A 16,338-nucleotide genomic window follows, 5' to 3' on the forward strand; every position below is an offset into this window, starting at 1 on the left:
ACGGTTTAACTGTAGAAAGTTTTTCAATCTCAACTCTAACGGCTAGGTTGACGCTGAACCCCACCTTTTTTCGTTGGATCTTGTTTGCGCGGGGTTCTGGAGATGGACGATGCGGTTCCTTCAAGGTTGGTTGATGGGGTTGGCTTAACTTCATTTAGTTTATCTAGCAGCTCTCTTGTGTTCATTCGTTTGCTGGATACTTTGTCAATGACGAGTCCAAATACAGTGGCCACTAAAGATTGTGCAGAGTATTTGATATTTAATTTAGGGGCAGTATCGATCGCTGATTTCTTATATCTATCATAGGTTGCTGATTCCTCTTCAGTATATATAGCAGGAGCCTTTGTTTCCTCTTGTGTATGTGTAGCATCAAGTAGCGCTTTCATTGCAATCACTTTATCACTTGCATTTTGAGGGTTGCAGGCTTCGGTATATTTAATATAAGCATTTCGTGCTTTGCTTCCATCCAGGGCTACTTTCAGATTTTGACCCGCTACGTAACAAAACGTTAGAAAGGCTAGTGCAAATGCAGCTACAGATATTCCAGCTAGCACAACCCCAGCAGGACTTAACCCTACGGCTAGAATGGTAATAACCGTAGCTGATAATAGCGGAATAGAGGCTAGTCTGCCTTTGCTTAGCTTGGGAGAATGAATCAAAAACTGTAAGCTGGCTTTGGCAGCGTATCTTAATATCTCATCAAAAGTTAATGGAGGTGGAGAGATTGCCATGTCAATGGCTTCATTGACCTCGTCACCATAGTCCTTCATTTTTTGGTGTATTGCCCCAGCCTCTTGGACACCAGCAGTTTCAAGCGCTTTAAAAAGCTGTTCATTTTTTGTGTGATCGGTTTTATTATTAAGGAATGCCTGAGCAAGCAATGTATCAAAGGTATTATAGGCAGCATCAAGTTGCCCGCTTGTTTGGTTGAGTTCATGAAGGGTAGCAATATCATAAGCGCCTTGAGGTGTATTGGCCAACCATTGAAGTGTTGTTTTTAATTCATCAGGGTTATAGTCCCGAATTATAGTCGCAGTTTCTGAAAACTGGTGGCCGAGGGATTCGATAATATTTGCAAGCTTACTGTTATCGACGCTTTGGTGAAGCGGCATAATGACATTAGATATGAGGCTATTAAAATCTGGGCGCTCCTTTAAAAGGGTTTCAAATAGTTGCTCTTTTTCTCTATCACCCAAAGAGGCTATGGCTTCGTTAGCTTGGAGGAGTGTATTGATTGCTCTGTAGGCGGGCTGACCTTTTGCTAAATATGGCACATAGTTTCCTATTGCGCCAAGAATCCCAGACAACCCTTGTGTACTGAGTTTGGCTATTTCATTTGAGAGATCTTTCCAGTTTTTATCACCAATAGCCGCTTCTATGTTAAAAGAAGCTTTGGCAACCACAGAAGCTGATTTGGGATCAATGAGCTGTTTTGCATAGATGCCTAATGTCTCCAGATCGCTTTCAACAAAGGGCGGCGGGTCAAAAGGTAAGGTAGATTTAAGGGATGTATATGTGTCTTGAGGAATGAGCGCTAGATGTGCGGCTTGCTGTATCTTGAGTGTTAGAGCCTCCTCTTTCGTCATGTCAGGGGTCATTCTTCTTTGAATAGAGACAGCAATGAGCAGGGATTGAACGGTATTTGGTGGTATTTTTGTAGCTATCTCTGCTAACCGATCAAGGGCTTCTGTGGTCATTAATGTATCAATCATGCCTGTTGTAGCGGTTGTGGTTCTGTCTTTTCCACTGGGTTTTGCCAACACTTCTGCATGGATAGACTTTATTTCTTCTACTTGTTGTTGTGTTGCATCTGGGTTTTCACGAATCAATTTGATTAAGCTATTGACCAATAAAAGGTCTCTATTTTCACTGCCAATTTCTTTAGCCACTTCATCGACGCTGGGTTTTAAAAGGGCAATAAGACTTTTTCCAAAGGTGCTTTCGGTGCCGCTGAAGGCGTCTATTAGTGTTTGGATTCGTGCACTACCCTCGGTAGTTGTTAATCCTTGCCCATGTAGGAGCAAAGAGGGATCGCCTCTTGCATTAATGAGCAATTCTCTATCAAGTGCGTTAATAACGGTTAAGACACTGGGTATTGTGGCAGGGTCAGAAATGATCGGATACAAGCCGGGGACGCCCATAATGTGCTGTTTAAGAAAGGGCACCTCGCTTAGGTTTCTAGCCATTTTTTGAGTTTTATCAACATCTAGATTGAGTGACTTTAAAATTAAAATTGTTTGTATAATTTCAGAAGGACCACTATATCCTTCAAGCGCGCGAACATCTGCAAGGAGGCGATCCTTTTCTAATCTCTCGTCAATAGATGGCTCACTAATATCATGGTAGGTGGAATAGATGGTTTCAAAAAATTCTAAAAGCTCTGTATCTGTCTCACCAATGCCGGCATAGCCAGCATCAGCTCTCACAGAGGTATAAGCACCTGTGGTCTTCATATCAATTTTGAGAGGCTGATAATATATTGATGATAGTGCTGACTTTATAGTATAGCTAGCAAGGCCTTTTAATGATTCATCAAAAGTCGCCGTGGGCTTGGTTGGTGCTTTGGGTCCAAATAATTTACTAAGGCCTTTAGTTAAAAAGTAGGTTTTAGGAATGACGTCTTTTATTCGGTCACCCTTCATGATTCTTGCAATATCTTCTGGGGGTAAAATACTGCTTGCAACTTTTCCAATAATTTTTTTCATTGTTTCATCTATTAACTTCTAAAACCGTTGTAGCGGAGTATTTTTTTTCGTCAGAAAAAACAAAGGACAGAACAAAAATAGCTTGACAATATCACTATTTTCGGCAGAATGATGGGTAATTGGGGCGTAGCCAAGCGGTAAGGCATTGGTTTTTGGTATCATGATCCCTGGTTCGAATCCAGGCGCCCCAGAACTTTATCTAATTTCTTCTATCGAGTTATCAGTCGCTTTGGGCGTTTTTTTACAGGCCTCTTGAGGTTTCGCTTATCTCCTTTTATAGTCACACTAATAAATAGCAGATAATTAATATGAGCACAGAAAAAAGTTACAAATACAAATAGTTCTTCAATCCTACATAAAATGATATGGTTAGTGGGTGTTCTAATTTTATCATCCGGTCTAGCAGGTCTTGCTTATGATTTTGCAATTAAATACGGGTTGACACTAATACTTAACGACGCTGCCTTCTTAACGGGGATCTTTGGTTTGCTAGCTGCTGGTGCTGCTCACCAGCGTGTGGTTTTCGTAAATGATGATTATGCACGGTCTACTTTATTTGTTTTGGGCGCACTGTGTGGAATAGGTCTGTTTGCCCCGGTCATCAACCGTACCGATTTGTGGACTGCAATGTGCACTAAGGGGTTAGAATATGAAGTGATGATGATTGTGTCCTCGTTGAAGTTGTGGCTTGTTGTCTACCTAGGGTATATGAGCTATCTCTCAAGCTCTAGATTTTTAGCAAGAGTAACAATCCTTGCGTTGCTAAGTGCTATACATATTATTCCAAGCTATGTACCACCTTATTTTTATGCTTCTGAAAAGTGCATGTTTTATAGTAGGTACTTGGTTAACTATCCAGTATTGTGTGCAGTAATTACGATGGTAATTGGAGCAGTATTGTATTACCTGTATCATGAAGTAAACTGGATGATATGTTACTAGAGAATGCTGTTTTAATGGCGTTATGTGCTAATGTTGCTTTGTTTGGTGGATGGTGTGGTGGTGCTTACCGTGGTCTTTCATTGGACGGCTTTACTCAAATAGAGATAGATTTAATATACTATGCTTATTGGTTGGGTGTGTTTACTTTATCCATTCATTTGAATAAACGCTGGTTATTAAGAGTATCTGGTGTTGCATTAACTGTTTTATCATGTTCTTTAGGATTCTCATTGTTTGATGTTTTCGGGAGTAGTTCTCTGGTTAAAGTATTCGTAGGCCTTTACATTTTGCTCATGTTGAAAGTGTTTGGTTACGTTTTTGCTCAAGATCCAGTGGATGTTAGCAATTAGAGCTAGAACTTTTTTGGGGTGCGGCTCATCTTGATACTATCTTGTGGTCGGCTGATCATAATTAGGATGCTTTGTGTTTTTTGGTGTTGAATACGTTTGCTAAAGAGCTTGCGTATGATTGGGATTTTATTTAGTAAATGACCCGTTTGCCGGATGTTGGATTGATTGGACTTTTGTATGGAGCCCAGAACAACACTCTCCCCTTTTTTTAATGTACACTGTGTGTTTATTTCTGCACCACTCATACTTGAAGGACTTGACTTAATATGGTTGCTATCTTGGATGTCAATATTTAAAAAAATCGCATCGTCTATATGGGCTAAAACAGATAACTTTATTTTAGCCCCGGTGCTTTGATTGAGTTGTTGTAAGGACCCTTTTTTGTTGTAGACCTCGATGGGTTCATTTTCATTGTATAAAAAAGAGGTTTGTCCGTTAGGGGGTAACGTAATGTAGTTGTGATTCACCTGAGTGATCATTCCTGTTTCTTCTAATGTATTGAGCCATGACAAAGCACGGCGCCATGGAATAGAAACATGGGTGCTGAGCAACCACTGTAATGGCGTATTATCATCTGGTGCATAAAGCGTGGGGGTTTGTGTATTTTGTTTTTTAAGATAGATCCAAGATAAGATAACAGGTGTGCTATTGGCCGGCTGGTCCAGACTGAGAATATAAGCGGCATGTATTTGATAAAATTGGCTAGGGATCCAAAGGGTGTTGGTCAGTGGGTCTATCAGAAGGCTTTCTTTTTTGCTGCTACCCAGCATGGCTGAAAGCAAGGGTTTTATTTCGTGGACAGGACGTTTTTGGAACTGATGCGCCACCCAATTGTTTTGTTGTTCAAAAAAGCGCCAGCCCTCTGTTTCTTTTCGAGCAATAATATTTGAGGCATTACACATTGAGCTGAGAAGTTTATCACAGCTTGTGTCATCCATGTGTATACTAATCTTTTGTTTTAGGCTGTGGTTGATGGTGCATTGCTGGTTACAGACATCACACCAGTTGCTTAATAGCGATGCAACATCTACTTTTTCAGCGTGTGCATTTAAATGTTCATGAGTGCCAGAAATCCAGCTTTGGCCAAAAAAGGTAGCGGCATGCACAATATTTGGGTGTATCAAAAGGACCGTGTGTAATACATAGCTTAGCTTGGCACGGTTTGATGGTGAGTTTGAGGCTGTTGCAGTCATGTGCTTGTAACGTTTGAAATAAGGGTATGAGGCTCTCTGCTGGGCAAACCCAGGTATTATTATTTTTTGTGCAGAGTTGATGAAAAATGCTGATGCACTTAGGACCAGGCCGGGGTAAGGTCAAAAATAGAACTATCGTCAAAAAAGCGGCAGTGAAGTTGGGCGCTTTTTTGTATGCAGGATAAACTAGCGTTCGTACATTGTTTAACACATTTTTTAGCACCGTAACCTGAAAGAGTGATGTCCCAGCTGGCTTGTTTTTTTGTTATGGAGTGTATGGTAATATCTGGGAAAGATAGTAGATACAAAGGGGTTTCGTATCTTTTTTTGGGGGAGATTAAGCATGTCAAAAATGTGAGAATGATTAGAATGAGTGCGGACATATGGGATATGAGTTAAGGGTGTCCTAAGCTATCATAATGGAATGGTTACATTCTGTACCGTATTTGTTCGTTAATATAAATACTTGACAAAATATGGATAGTGTAGACAATGATTCCAAATGGCAGGGACGTACATGAACATCTATACGAGTCGGAAACACAGTGAGGCAGTTGACGCACTTTGTGACGAACTCGGGGTTAGCAGCAAACTTTTAAATATTAAAATGTTTGGTGACCAAGAAATTCATGTCGATGTGCAAGATGCTCTGACAGAGGCAACTGTTTTTTTCTATCATGAGTATGCAGGCGACCCCAATCGTTGGGTTATGGAGGCGCTGCTCGCTGCCGATGCTTTTCGTCGGGCTGGCGCAAATCAGATTCATTTGATCGCACCTTATTTAGTATATTCCCGGCAAGATGTGCCTGATGATGATCAAGCGACATCTTACTCTTCGCCACTGATTTGTAGGCATTTATCAGACGTCTATGATGGTCTGCTGGTTGTAGATTTGCATGCACCACAAACACAAGGTTTTTTTCAGATTCCAGTGCACCACGTATCGACGTCTAGCCTAGTTGCTCAGCATATTAAGCAGCACCATAATGAACAAAGCATCTTGGTTGCTCCAGACTTAGGGGGGAGTAAACGAGTAGAATCCATTCAAGGGCTCGTTGGGGGCTCTATGGTTGTGATTGAGAAAAAACGTAGCTTGGGGCAGGTAGAAAGCATGCAGCTTATTGGCGATGTAGCTGGTAAAGCCTGTATTATCGTAGATGATGTCTTGGTGTCAGGAGAGAGCTTAAGTAGGGCAAGTGAGCTATTGGTAAATCATGGTGCTACATCAGTTACTGCTTATGTAACGCATTTATTAATGCAAACAAGTGTCACAGAGTGGTTGCAAACGACACAAATAGATCGTATGTATATTACAGATACCGTTGCACACCCACACTTTGAGGAACAGGGCGTGAGCATTGTTCCTAAAATTGCAGCATGGGTGAAACAAAAACAAGGAGGAAAAAATGATTCTTAAATTGGAAGAAAGATCAAAAGTAGGCTCTAATGCCGCACAGGCACTCAGAGCGTCAGGGCACGTTCCTGCAGTGCTCTATGGTCCGAAACAGGCTGCGCAGGCTGTATCAGTGCCAACTGATGCTTTGGCGCAATTGATGCGGACTGAAAAGCCAACACTACACCCTTTTCATGTATCTGTTGGCAGTAAAAAGCATCAAGTACTATTAAAGTCTTATGTCAAGGACCTGCAGTCTAAGTTAGTACATGTCGACTTTTATGTGCTGGCAAAGGGGGCTAAAGTGACGGTTGTTGTCCCGGTTAAATATGAAAATGAAGAAAGTGCTGTGGGCATTAAGGCTGGCGGTGTGGTGACTCATCATATTACAGAGCTTAAGGTGGATGCATTGCCTAAAGATATTCCAGATCACATTGTCGTTGATATTGCGAATCTAGACATTGGCGACATTATCCATCTTAGTGCTCTGAAAGTTCCTGGAAAAGTGGAATTACATGACAAAGTAGATGAACAACATGATCCGATTTTAGTATCCTGTAAGCCGCCAACTATTGAAGAAGAGTCAGTAGAGGTAGAGGCAGAGCAAGATGATGTGCCTATGAGTGAAGGTGACGAATCGGAAGAACAACAAAGTGAGCAAAAAACAGACAAATCTTAAGGTATTGGTTGGGTTGGGTAACCCGGGTATTACATACTTACATCATAGACACAATGCAGGTTATTGGTTTTTAGATGAAATAATTAATCGGTTTGGATTAACTAAAAAAGAGCGCCCGGGCTACTTCATTTACCCATGGAACCATGATTTTGGTAAAACCTATATTGTGCGCTCCAAGGCTTTTATGAATGAGTCAGGCATTGCTGTGAGCCAGGTGGTTAATTTTTATAAGGTAGATCAGAGCTCATTATGTGTAGTTTATGATGATATGGATTACCTGCCGGGAGTTGCTCGAATGAAGAAGTCAGGGGGCTCCGGTGGTCATAATGGTATAAAAAGCATTCATGCACACCTGGGTAAAGAGTTCTACCGTTTAAGATTGGGCGTTGGTCGCCCTAAAGATGCGGGTGCTGTTAAGCGTTATGTATTAACGCGCCCAGATGCAGAAGAAATGCATGCAATTAAGCAATCCATCGCAGTAGCGGTTGATCACATTGAACTTTTATTAGAAGGAAGGTATGATAGTTTTATTGAAAAAATACATACACTAACCTAATACGAGTAAATGAGATGGCTTTAAGTTGTGGAATAGTTGGTTTGCCTAATGTAGGTAAGTCAACATTATTTAATGCGTTAACCCAAAACTGCATCGCTGCAGAAAACTTCCCTTTTTGTACCATAGAGCCTAATGAGGGTGTGGTCATGGTTCCAGATGCTAGATTAGATCAGCTAAATAGCATGGTTGCGACACAAAAAGTGGTGCCTACGAGCATGCGTTTTGTTGATATCGCAGGATTGGTCAAGGGCGCCTCTGAGGGTGAAGGTCTTGGTAACAAGTTTTTAGGTCATATTCGACAGGTAAATGCGATTATTCATGTGGTTCGTTGTTTTGATGATGATGATGTGATCCATGTCTCTGGAAAGGCCAATCCGGTAGATGATATTGAAACGATTGAAACAGAGCTGTGTTTAGCAGATTTAGAGGTTGCGCAGAAGGCCAGACAAAAACTAGAAAAGTTAACGCGTTCTGGAGGCGATGCAAGTGCTTTGGCTTTGTGGGATGAGATTATACATCAGTTATCTGAACAGTCTTATTTGGGGGCTGGGAAACTTTCAGAAGAAGCGTTTGTACTGGCAAAATCAGCTCAGTTGCTGATGGTAAAACCTCTATTTTATTTGGCTAATTGTAATCCAGACTTGTCTGGCCCATTGGTGGATGAGCTTGAGAAGTATGCGGCACAAAGAGGTATCGATGTCGTAAAAATATCAAGTCAGATTGAGTCAGAAATTGCACAGTTACCCGTTGAGGACCAAGCTGACTTTTTAGCCGATGCTAATTTGTCTGAGCCTGGGCTAAATAAGGTGATACGTGAGGGATACGCGTTACTTGATTTGCAAACGTTCTTTACGGTTGGGGAAAAAGAAATTCGTGCGTGGACCTACCGTCGTGGACACAATGCTCAAGAGGCTGCGGGAGTCATTCATACCGATTTCATTAAGGGCTTTATTCGTGCGGAAGTCGTGGGCTATGAAGATTTTGTTCAGGCGGGTAGCTTAACGGCGGCAAAGGATAGTGGCTTGTGGCGCTTAGAGGGAAAAACATATACCGTTTTAGATGGTGATATTATTAACTTCCGAGTAAATGCATAATCGATTGGGTCCGCACCGTGTTTAAATGAGCAGCCCGTTCTTGTGGGGGAATAGACTCGAGCTCTTGTGCAGGGTTAATGGCTGACAATGTATCGATGCACTGTGTCCAAAATGTTAATAAGTCATCTGGGTATCCAGTCATTGAGGATAGGATTTTTTGGGCACGCTCAGGCCTGCGATAAGGGTCGATACGCTGTATGGTCTTTATGACGTCTTGAGCGTTATTTTTGTTTCCGAGTTTAATATATTCCCGACAGTTTAATATGATTTGTGCACCAGATTTAAGTTCTGAGGGTGGGTTCATTGCAATGAGTTGCTCAATGAAAGCGCTCGGTTGTTGCCAAAGCCCAGTGAGCAAGCGCGTAAGATCAGTTCCAGAGCTGTTTTTAAGATCCAGAACTAATTGTTTGGTATTCGCAGCTAGTGGTTTATGTTTTAGATAGTCACATTGATCTAGAGCTTGCCAGAATAATTCAAAGTGAGTATATAGGCAGGCTTTTTTCATTTCTAACCAGATACGCTCGTTAGAAATAGCGTTGATTTCATGTTGTTGTGCACACATCTTCTTCATGAGCTCCAGTGTATCTGGATGAATCGTAAACTCAGGGAGCATGGCTTGGAAGCGAGCGACACGTAGAATGCGCAGCGGGTCTTCAGAAAATGCGCTTGAGACATGGCGCAGTGTTTTATTTTTGAGGTCAGAAGCCCCATTATATGGGTCGATAATTTTTTTATCAGGGCCCTGTGCTATTGCATTAATAGTAAGGTCTCTTCTCAGGAGGTCCTCTTCTAGTGTTACATTGGGTGCACAATCGGTTTCAAATCCGTGGTAACCCTGCCCTGTTTTTCTCTCAGTACGAGCTAGTGCATATTCTTCTTGAGTCATCGGGTGTAAAAATACAGGAAAATCTTTTCCGACTTGTTTGAACCCTTGGTTAATTAAATCCGAAGGTTTGGCGCCCACTACCACATAATCATTTTCTCGTGGTTTTTTGTTTAACAGTTGATCCCGGACAGCGCCGCCTACAAGGTAGATTTGCATGAGTGACTCATATAATTAAATTACTAGCATGTTATCACGATTTGCTAAGCAGATAAAATCCTTCGCTTGCACAACGGTTAAATAATATTTAAGATAACGCAGACATTATGGAGTAAATGCATGCAGGCAGCTTGGGATGCGCGTTTTATTCGGTGGCTGGTAAGCCGCAGGGGCCCGGTCATATCTCGTTTGCTGATCTTGGTATACGCTCGATGGATGCGTTCAGACTGGTATGGAACGGGCGTTTCGCAGTTTGATTCAGTTCTTTCTTTTTGGCTTAGAGAGCGCAAGCTTGGCGCTTTGATCCAGCAATCTCGTCTAACGTCGGGCTTTTGTAGCCCTGTGCAGGGATCACTTGTGTATGCAGGGTCACTTTCTCACCAGTTGTCGCAACCGGTGGAGGGAGCGGGTTTTTTTGTTGCTGATTTATTAGGTCGGTCTAGTCCTGATTTATCGTCGGCGATGGTGTTTTATATGGCAAGATCAGAGTATCATTATGTGCATGCTCCCGAAGACCTGACTATTGTTGACTGTTATGAGATTGAGTCTTCTTTGAGTATTACTAAAGCGGTAACAGAGAAATCACCTGGCATATATGCTGGGAAAAAGCGCTGTGTGCTGGTGGGGGTAAACGCAGATGGGGTCAAGGTAGTGTTGGTATTAATTGGAACGCGAACATTTGGGGATATTGTCTGTCCTGTTAAAGAAGGGTTTGATCCTGACCATCCGGTCTCCTTTAAGAAAGGCGACATCTTGGGTTATTTTGTCCGAGGCTCTACGGTGGTGATGATGATGGGGAAGCCGCTTGCTTATAATATAAAAGATTTAGGGAAATCGGTGGATGCGCTATCGAGCATGGGAGCCTGGTATGAAGAATAATGTAGCAATCAGTTTACAGAAGGTATCAAAAAGATATCAGGGTGGATACTTAGCAGTTGATAATTTAAGTTTAGAGGTAAAAAAAGGAGATTTCTTTGGTTTATTGGGCTTAAATGGTGCCGGAAAAACAACTATGATTCGAATGATGGTTGGGTTGGCAAAACCTACTTCAGGAACAATTTGGATCAATGGTGTGGATAATCAAGTTGATGCGTTCTTGGCAAAGCAGTCCGTGGGTATGATGCCTCAAGAGTTGAATATGAATGCGTTTAATACTGTGCATGAGGTTATGTTCAATCATGGGGGTTACTATGGGATGTCACGGAGCGATGTTGCCAAGGTGTATAAGGATGTATTACACAAGGTGGGATTATCGGGTCGTGAGCAGATGACCGTTAAGGCGCTTTCAGGGGGCATGAAGCGACGCTTATTGCTCGCTAGGTCATTATTGGTGAAACCAAGTATATTGGTGCTAGATGAGCCTACGGCGGGTGTAGATGTTGACTTAAGAAAAGACATTTGGGATTTACTATTATCATTAAATAATGAGGGCGTAACTATATTGTTAACCACGCATTATATGGAAGAGGCTGAGTACTTGTGTAAGAACTTAGCAATTTTGCACCATGGTAAAATTATTGATCAAGGGCATATCTCTCAGTTGGCACTGTCTAACCAAAAGCGTCAGTTTTTATTCCATATGCAGAATAATATACAACAAGTGGTTGACCATGCTGGCGTGGAGGTTTCACAAAAGGATGAGCGAACGCTGTCAGTAGCTTTAGACCAAGGCGCAAGTTTATCAACCTATTTACAGCTGCTCGAAAATAATGGTCAGCATGTTGATTATGTAAGCAGTCCATCGAATCGCTTAGAGCAGTATTTTAGAGCACAAACAGAAAACTAGGAAAAAATATGGATTATCGTTTTTTTAACCAAGGCTTATGGACGCTATCAAGACGTGAAATAGCTAGGGTTATTCGCTTGTGGCGGCAGACTGTCTTTCCATCTGTCGTAACAACTGTGCTCTATTTTGCAATTTTTGGGTTTGTGCTGGGTTCTCGGGTTGGTTTGGTAGACGGTGTCGCTTACCCTCTGTTTGTTGCGCCTGGGCTTGTGATGTTATCGGTGACCGTAAATAGTTATTCAAATGCAGCCTTCTCCACGTATATAGAAAAGTTTCATGGGGCTATAGAAGAAGTGTTGGCCTCACCCTTAAGTGATCATCAGATTATTGTTGGTTTCTTACTGGGTGGCTTGTTTAGAGGGTTTGTTTGCTCAATTCTTGTTTTGCTGATGTGCTTTGTGTTTCTGGGCTATCAGCTACACCACCCTTTTTTGTTTGTCTTGGCAGGCTTGTTGACAGCTTGTATGTTTTCATTAATGGGGGTTGCTAATGGGTTGGTTGCGACGGGTTTTGATGGTTTGAATGTAGTGGCAACACTGATATTAAGCCCGCTTACTATGCTGGGCGGTGTTTTTTATTCGGTTAATATGCTTCCACCTTTCTGGCAAAGCATTGCTTGGTTTAACCCCCTGCTCTACATCGGAAACTTATATCGATATGCCATGCTAGGCATAACAAATATTGATCCTAACTTAGTATTTATCGTGTTGCTGGTCAATATAGTTTTGCTCTATGCTTTATCGCTATTCATCATGCGCAGAACAACCTATGTGAGACAATAACTAGATGCAAGCAGTTGAGGCACTCGCACAAAAAGGACGGCTAAATTTCAGTCAATATATGGCCTTTGCGCTTTATGATGAGGTGTATGGGTTTTATAATAATACCCCTTATACAGAACACTTTATTACCGCACCAACACGCTCAAATTGTTTTGCTTATGCCGTTGCTAACTGGATTATGGATCAAGAGATAGAGTGTGTAATTGAATATGGGCCTGGAATGGGGAAGCTTGCGCATGAGGTAACTCATTTTTTGAAAGAGCAGTCTTATAGGCTTGACTCCTATACCCTTGTTGAGCGCTCTAAACGCTTGAGAGAAAAAATTAAGGCTTTATATCCTAACCAGTTTCGGTTTGAAAAAACTGAGGCAGCGCCTGGCTCTGCTATTATTGCGAATGAGTTATTTGATGCACTACCCGTTCGTCGCTTTAAATGGGATGCAGACAAGGGCGTATTGGAATGGTTTTTGGACCATGAGGTTGTCTGGTTGCCGGCTGAGGTGCCCAAGGAGTTACAATTGATTGTAGATAAGTATTCACCCAGTTGGCCAAATGGCTATTTATTTGAATATTGCTTTGGCTACCAGGCACTTTTCCAAGATTTTTTAAGCTGTGGCGCGGATGATGTTTTGTTATTTGATTACGGTTATGCTCAGGAACATTTTTATCACCCTGCTCGCTATGAGGGCAACGTCAAGGTCTATTCCAAGCACCAAATGGTTTGCTTTGACTATAAGCATGCGGGCTTTGTCGATTTAACACTGCCTGTGAACTGGTGTCAGTTCAAGCATTGTGCCCATCAGTCTGGCTATGAGGTCCATCAGTTTGGGGATATGAGTGATTTTTTGAGTGAATACCATGCGCTTGATGTTATTGACTACAAAGACCCAGTTGTAACGGCAAAGGCTAAAGAATTGTTGCTGCCGAATATGATGGGCTCAGCAATACAAGCGATCTGGTTAAAACGAAAAAACATCTGAACTTGCAATGGTTTTTTATCTGTGTTAGTCTCAATTTATGGCTAGATTATTTAAATTAGAAGATTCATTTTTAGTTGCAACAGAGTATGTTGCAACAGAAGCGTTGCAAGATGCTTTAGTACTATTATATCAAAGACAAGACGGAATGATCAGCGGTGCTGTTATCAATAAGCCCGACAATCGAAAGGTCAAAGATTATCTTGCACACCCTAAGTTGTTGTCTAATCATCCTGTTTGGTTTGGAGGTCCACTCTCCCCTGATCGATTGATTGCAATATCTCATTCAAAGCAAGGATTGTTTGTTACCGATCGTTTGGTCAACCTGACACAAGAGCATTTGTCGAGTTGTTTAATTGTAGCGGGTCAATGTGTTTGGCGTGAAGAGGTCTTGCAAGAGCAAATTGAGCAAGGCGCTTGGTTGGTTGTTGCAAACAATCATCTACCTTTGGACGTACCTGCATCTAATAGAATCAGTCATGTCATGCAACACGCGGGTTGGTCTCGCTCAAGGTATGTGCCTCGGCTAAGTACAGCTGAGAGTATATGATACTGCTGGGTGTAGATTATGGGACTAAGTACTGGGGGTGTGCAGTAGGTTCCTCTGCGACGGGGCATGCGGATCCTTTGGGCTCGCTTAAAGTGATTCATCAAGAACCGGATTGGAAGACTTTAGATCAGTGGGTAAAAGAGTGGCGGCCTGACGCAGTTGTCATTGGTGTTCCCTTAAAAATGGATGGCACACCGTTTAAGGTTACAAAAAAGGCACAGGCAGCAGCGGAGACGCTGCGTGATCGCTATGGGTTAACCGTGTATGAGGCAGACGAGCGTATGTCAACGGTTGAAGCAAAGGATGAGTTGTTTGATCACAAGGGAAAAAAGGCTTTAACAAAAAGTAATGTAGATACCAGAAGTGCGCAGATTATATTAGAGCGCTGGATATACATGAATCTATAAGTAATCAGGGAGTGAGTTCATGGATGGCGACTTAATACGCAAGAAGCGGACCGGAGATGACTTTTGGGAACATCTGGAAGAGGAATTGGACGATTTCTCTATGGGGGCATCTACATTCAAGCATATAGCCGGAGAGATAAGCCAGTCATTGCTCACCCATTTAGAGCTAGAACATTTTTATCAGCTAGTCAGTTATGCGTTAACCTGTTATATAAAGAAGCCCACAGGGAAAGCAGAGATTGGGTTTTTGCAGCAGGTCTATATTGCTGCTGTCATATGTAATGATTGGAAGGATTTGGAGAAAAGAAAAGCGTTTAATCTTATTGGCAAGGTATTTACAGTCGTGAGCATTGACTCATCGCAGAGGTATTGGTTTTTATTATTAAAAGACGTAGTTGGCGGTCATATTGAGGGCATGGAGCCACACTTGGTTCGCGGTTTATTTGAGGTTGCGCATGCTGAGTTAGGTAAATACAGGCGCTCTCACGCGCTTGGCTGGCTCAAAAAGTTTTCTTTTTATAGATGTGAAGATTTACTGGTTAGTGAAGGTAATATTTTAGAGCTATGTATTACACTAGATCAGGAGCGTATTGATGCGGACGCCCTGGATGATTGCTTAGCTCCGTTGCTTCTGTTACAGATTAAGAATCTGGGGTTTGAGTTTTTCCAGAAACGTGATCGATACAAGTTATTAGTGACGATTTCCAAGCTTGCCTTATTGTCAAATTCACCCTATAAGCCTGTGTTACAAATGGTCTTGCAGGGTCCTCTGCGTGAGCATACAGGGTTGCAGATTAAGGCGCTTTTAAAAGATAGCTATGTCTGTTTTTTGCAACAGGTAACGGCTGTTTTGCACACAGAGGCGTTAATGTGCTTGACGCCGACATTGGTTGATCAGGGGTTTTTCTATCTTGAGATGAGTGACTTTCGTTTACTGGACGAAGAGGCGCACAGGATGTGGGTTTTAAATTTATTGTTATTAGCAAAAGAGGTTAACTGTCCCAAGATTCTTGAACAAATATATGGTTGTGGGGTGTTTTCGAATGGGCAAATGTTAGGTGAGCTTTTAACAGACGAGCGGTTGTTATTTGTCTTGCTGTCAATCAAGGGGCGTTGTGCATTAGGTGCTGTTTCTAAGTGCGCTGATAGGTTAAGTGTTGATCGATTTTTATATGTGATTCACCATTGCACGCCAACATTGCGTCAGCTCTTTGGTGTTGCTGGAGAAAAGCCTTTGGGTTATGAGCAACTTGAGACGTGTATAGCGTTGGCTTTTTCTACAGTAGAAAAGTGGACATCTGAGGTTTATGAAAACGTGCTGTTTTTATCTAAGGGCGCTGTATTTAATATGATTAACTGGATGATGACGTTTAATAAAGTTGATTATATGTCAAAATTATCATGGAATTTTCTGAAGCTAGATTTGTTGTCAGCTATGGTTCGGAAGGATGCATTGAGTGCTTTCAGTCTGCTACATATGCAGCAGTATGTTTTAAACTTAAGTATTACAAGTCATTTTAATGAGCTAAAGGTAGAGGATGTTGCGTATTGGTTTACAACTATTTATAAAGAGGTCTCATTCCCAGAGGTGTTAATTGCGCTATCAGTCAAGCACCCTAGTTGGTTGGGTGTGGGCATAAAGTGGGCTAAGTCTTTGGGTGAATATGCGGCAGGCCATGAGGATTTTTTGGAAGTAGCTACGCATTATAATAAGGGGTTGTTGGCCCAGGGCTGTGAGCATGTAGAATCGCTTAAAATTAGATTATAACAACGTGTTTTTTAAAAACTTAAGGTTATGTTAAATCAATGGCTTGTAGCTTTGCTGGGGGTGCTTTTGTTTAAGTGTCTGTAAATTAGTTGTAATGATGATTCTTTGTGTTTGG

16 protein-coding genes and 1 tRNA gene are annotated in these 16,338 nt (G+C 41.8%); 14 read left to right on the plus strand and 3 right to left on the minus strand.

Annotated features, from left to right (window positions below; all coding sequences use genetic code 11):
* Window positions 1–35 precede the first annotated feature (35 nt).
* Window positions 36–2,705, minus strand: a complete 2,670-nt coding sequence (locus MMH89_RS00065) for a hypothetical protein (RefSeq protein WP_258568346.1) — start codon at window positions 2,703–2,705, stop codon at window positions 36–38.
* Window positions 2,706–2,825: 120 nt separating this feature from the next.
* Here MMH89_RS00065 and MMH89_RS00070 point away from each other — a divergent pair.
* The 3 genes from MMH89_RS00070 to MMH89_RS00080 all read left to right on the plus strand — a co-directional run bounded on the left by MMH89_RS00070 (window position 2,826) and on the right by MMH89_RS00080 (window position 3,997).
* Window positions 2,826–2,896: transfer RNA gene (locus MMH89_RS00070), tRNA-Gln, on the plus strand.
* Window positions 2,897–3,065: 169 nt separating this feature from the next.
* A complete protein-coding gene (locus MMH89_RS00075; RefSeq protein ID WP_258568347.1) occupies window positions 3,066–3,647 on the plus strand; it encodes a hypothetical protein in 582 nt (193 codons plus the stop codon).
* Window positions 3,638–3,997: a hypothetical protein gene (locus tag MMH89_RS00080; protein WP_258568348.1), complete on the plus strand. Its 360-nt coding sequence runs from the start codon at window positions 3,638–3,640 to the stop codon at window positions 3,995–3,997. The genes MMH89_RS00075 and MMH89_RS00080 overlap by 10 nt, the downstream gene beginning before the upstream one ends.
* 2 nt (window positions 3,998–3,999) lie before the next feature.
* Here MMH89_RS00080 and MMH89_RS00085 read toward each other — a convergent pair whose 3' ends face one another.
* Window positions 4,000–5,190 (minus strand): type II and III secretion system protein, encoded by a 1,191-nt coding sequence (locus MMH89_RS00085; protein ID WP_258568349.1) that lies wholly within the window; start codon window positions 5,188–5,190, stop codon window positions 4,000–4,002.
* A 517-nt stretch (window positions 5,191–5,707) separates the two neighbouring features.
* Between MMH89_RS00085 and MMH89_RS00090 the strand changes: the two genes are divergently transcribed.
* From MMH89_RS00090 to ychF, 4 genes are read left to right on the plus strand one after another with little or no spacing between them, the layout of a single operon-like run.
* Complete coding sequence (locus MMH89_RS00090; protein WP_258568350.1) at window positions 5,708–6,607, plus strand: ribose-phosphate diphosphokinase; 900 nt, start codon at window positions 5,708–5,710, stop codon at window positions 6,605–6,607.
* Window positions 6,597–7,262, plus strand: a complete 666-nt coding sequence (locus tag MMH89_RS00095; protein WP_258568351.1) for a 50S ribosomal protein L25 — start codon at window positions 6,597–6,599, stop codon at window positions 7,260–7,262. Before MMH89_RS00090 ends, MMH89_RS00095 begins: the two co-directional genes overlap by 11 nt.
* The gene (pth, locus tag MMH89_RS00100) at window positions 7,237–7,818 is read left to right on the plus strand and encodes an aminoacyl-tRNA hydrolase (protein ID WP_258568352.1); all 582 of its coding nucleotides are present in this window, start codon (window positions 7,237–7,239) and stop codon (window positions 7,816–7,818) included. Before MMH89_RS00095 ends, pth begins: the two co-directional genes overlap by 26 nt.
* Before the next feature lie 14 nt (window positions 7,819–7,832).
* Entirely contained in the window at window positions 7,833–8,912 is a 1,080-nt protein-coding gene (ychF, locus tag MMH89_RS00105) for a redox-regulated ATPase YchF (RefSeq protein WP_258568353.1), read from the plus strand.
* Here the strand turns inward: ychF and MMH89_RS04915 are convergent.
* Window positions 8,890–9,954, minus strand: coding sequence for a tRNA nucleotidyltransferase/poly(A) polymerase-related protein (locus MMH89_RS04915; protein ID WP_309477195.1), 1,065 nt, complete (start codon window positions 9,952–9,954; stop codon window positions 8,890–8,892). The genes ychF and MMH89_RS04915 overlap by 23 nt on opposite strands.
* Window positions 9,955–10,170: 216 nt before the next feature.
* Between MMH89_RS04915 and MMH89_RS00115 the strand changes: the two genes are divergently transcribed.
* The 7 genes from MMH89_RS00115 to MMH89_RS00145 are packed head-to-tail and all read left to right on the plus strand — an operon-like array spanning window position 10,171 to window position 16,223.
* Window positions 10,171–10,833 carry a phosphatidylserine decarboxylase gene (locus MMH89_RS00115; protein WP_258568354.1) on the plus strand — a complete coding sequence of 221 codons (663 nt, stop codon included), beginning with the start codon at window positions 10,171–10,173 and terminating at the stop codon, window positions 10,831–10,833.
* Window positions 10,796–11,740 carry an ABC transporter ATP-binding protein gene (locus tag MMH89_RS00120; RefSeq protein WP_258568355.1) on the plus strand — a complete coding sequence of 315 codons (945 nt, stop codon included), beginning with the start codon at window positions 10,796–10,798 and terminating at the stop codon, window positions 11,738–11,740. Before MMH89_RS00115 ends, MMH89_RS00120 begins: the two co-directional genes overlap by 38 nt.
* A gap of 8 nt (window positions 11,741–11,748) precedes the next feature.
* Window positions 11,749–12,522 carry an ABC transporter permease gene (locus tag MMH89_RS00125; protein ID WP_258568356.1) on the plus strand — a complete coding sequence of 258 codons (774 nt, stop codon included), beginning with the start codon at window positions 11,749–11,751 and terminating at the stop codon, window positions 12,520–12,522.
* 4 nt (window positions 12,523–12,526) lie between these two features.
* Window positions 12,527–13,501, plus strand: a complete 975-nt coding sequence (locus MMH89_RS00130) for an SAM-dependent methyltransferase (RefSeq protein WP_258568357.1) — start codon at window positions 12,527–12,529, stop codon at window positions 13,499–13,501.
* 37 nt (window positions 13,502–13,538) lie between these two features.
* Window positions 13,539–14,048: a YqgE/AlgH family protein gene (locus MMH89_RS00135; protein ID WP_258568358.1), complete on the plus strand. Its 510-nt coding sequence runs from the start codon at window positions 13,539–13,541 to the stop codon at window positions 14,046–14,048.
* Window positions 14,045–14,455 carry a Holliday junction resolvase RuvX gene (gene ruvX / locus MMH89_RS00140; RefSeq protein WP_258568359.1) on the plus strand — a complete coding sequence of 137 codons (411 nt, stop codon included), beginning with the start codon at window positions 14,045–14,047 and terminating at the stop codon, window positions 14,453–14,455. Before MMH89_RS00135 ends, ruvX begins: the two co-directional genes overlap by 4 nt.
* Window positions 14,456–14,474: 19 nt before the next feature.
* Window positions 14,475–16,223, plus strand: coding sequence for a hypothetical protein (locus MMH89_RS00145; RefSeq protein WP_258568360.1), 1,749 nt, complete (start codon window positions 14,475–14,477; stop codon window positions 16,221–16,223).
* The last annotated feature ends 115 nt before the right edge of the window (window positions 16,224–16,338 follow it).

The organism is Candidatus Comchoanobacter bicostacola, assembly GCF_024172705.1.
GTDB lineage: Bacteria > Pseudomonadota > Gammaproteobacteria > Comchoanobacterales > Comchoanobacteraceae > Comchoanobacter > Comchoanobacter bicostacola.

What these genes read in the sequence shown, in the direction of transcription:
- MMH89_RS00095 (WP_258568351.1), top strand. Translation starts at nt 6,597, where the DNA reads ATGATTCTTAAATTGGAAGAAAGATCAAAAGTAGGCTCTAATGCCGCA.
- MMH89_RS00090 (WP_258568350.1), top strand. Translation starts at nt 5,708, where the DNA reads ATGAACATCTATACGAGTCGGAAACACAGTGAGGCAGTTGACGCACTT.
- MMH89_RS00125 (WP_258568356.1), top strand. Translation starts at nt 11,749, where the DNA reads ATGGATTATCGTTTTTTTAACCAAGGCTTATGGACGCTATCAAGACGT.
- MMH89_RS04915 (WP_309477195.1), bottom strand. Translation starts at nt 9,954, where the DNA reads ATGCAAATCTACCTTGTAGGCGGCGCTGTCCGGGATCAACTGTTAAAC.
- MMH89_RS00065 (WP_258568346.1), bottom strand. Translation starts at nt 2,705, where the DNA reads ATGAAAAAAATTATTGGAAAAGTTGCAAGCAGTATTTTACCCCCAGAA.
- MMH89_RS00135 (WP_258568358.1), top strand. Translation starts at nt 13,539, where the DNA reads ATGGCTAGATTATTTAAATTAGAAGATTCATTTTTAGTTGCAACAGAG.
- MMH89_RS00075 (WP_258568347.1), top strand. Translation starts at nt 3,066, where the DNA reads ATGATATGGTTAGTGGGTGTTCTAATTTTATCATCCGGTCTAGCAGGT.
- MMH89_RS00085 (WP_258568349.1), bottom strand. Translation starts at nt 5,190, where the DNA reads ATGACTGCAACAGCCTCAAACTCACCATCAAACCGTGCCAAGCTAAGC.
- MMH89_RS00120 (WP_258568355.1), top strand. Translation starts at nt 10,796, where the DNA reads ATGCGCTATCGAGCATGGGAGCCTGGTATGAAGAATAATGTAGCAATC.
- MMH89_RS00080 (WP_258568348.1), top strand. Translation starts at nt 3,638, where the DNA reads ATGTTACTAGAGAATGCTGTTTTAATGGCGTTATGTGCTAATGTTGCT.
- MMH89_RS00130 (WP_258568357.1), top strand. Translation starts at nt 12,527, where the DNA reads ATGCAAGCAGTTGAGGCACTCGCACAAAAAGGACGGCTAAATTTCAGT.
- ruvX (WP_258568359.1), top strand. Translation starts at nt 14,045, where the DNA reads ATGATACTGCTGGGTGTAGATTATGGGACTAAGTACTGGGGGTGTGCA.
- ychF (WP_258568353.1), top strand. Translation starts at nt 7,833, where the DNA reads ATGGCTTTAAGTTGTGGAATAGTTGGTTTGCCTAATGTAGGTAAGTCA.
- MMH89_RS00145 (WP_258568360.1), top strand. Translation starts at nt 14,475, where the DNA reads ATGGATGGCGACTTAATACGCAAGAAGCGGACCGGAGATGACTTTTGG.
- MMH89_RS00115 (WP_258568354.1), top strand. Translation starts at nt 10,171, where the DNA reads ATGCGTTCAGACTGGTATGGAACGGGCGTTTCGCAGTTTGATTCAGTT.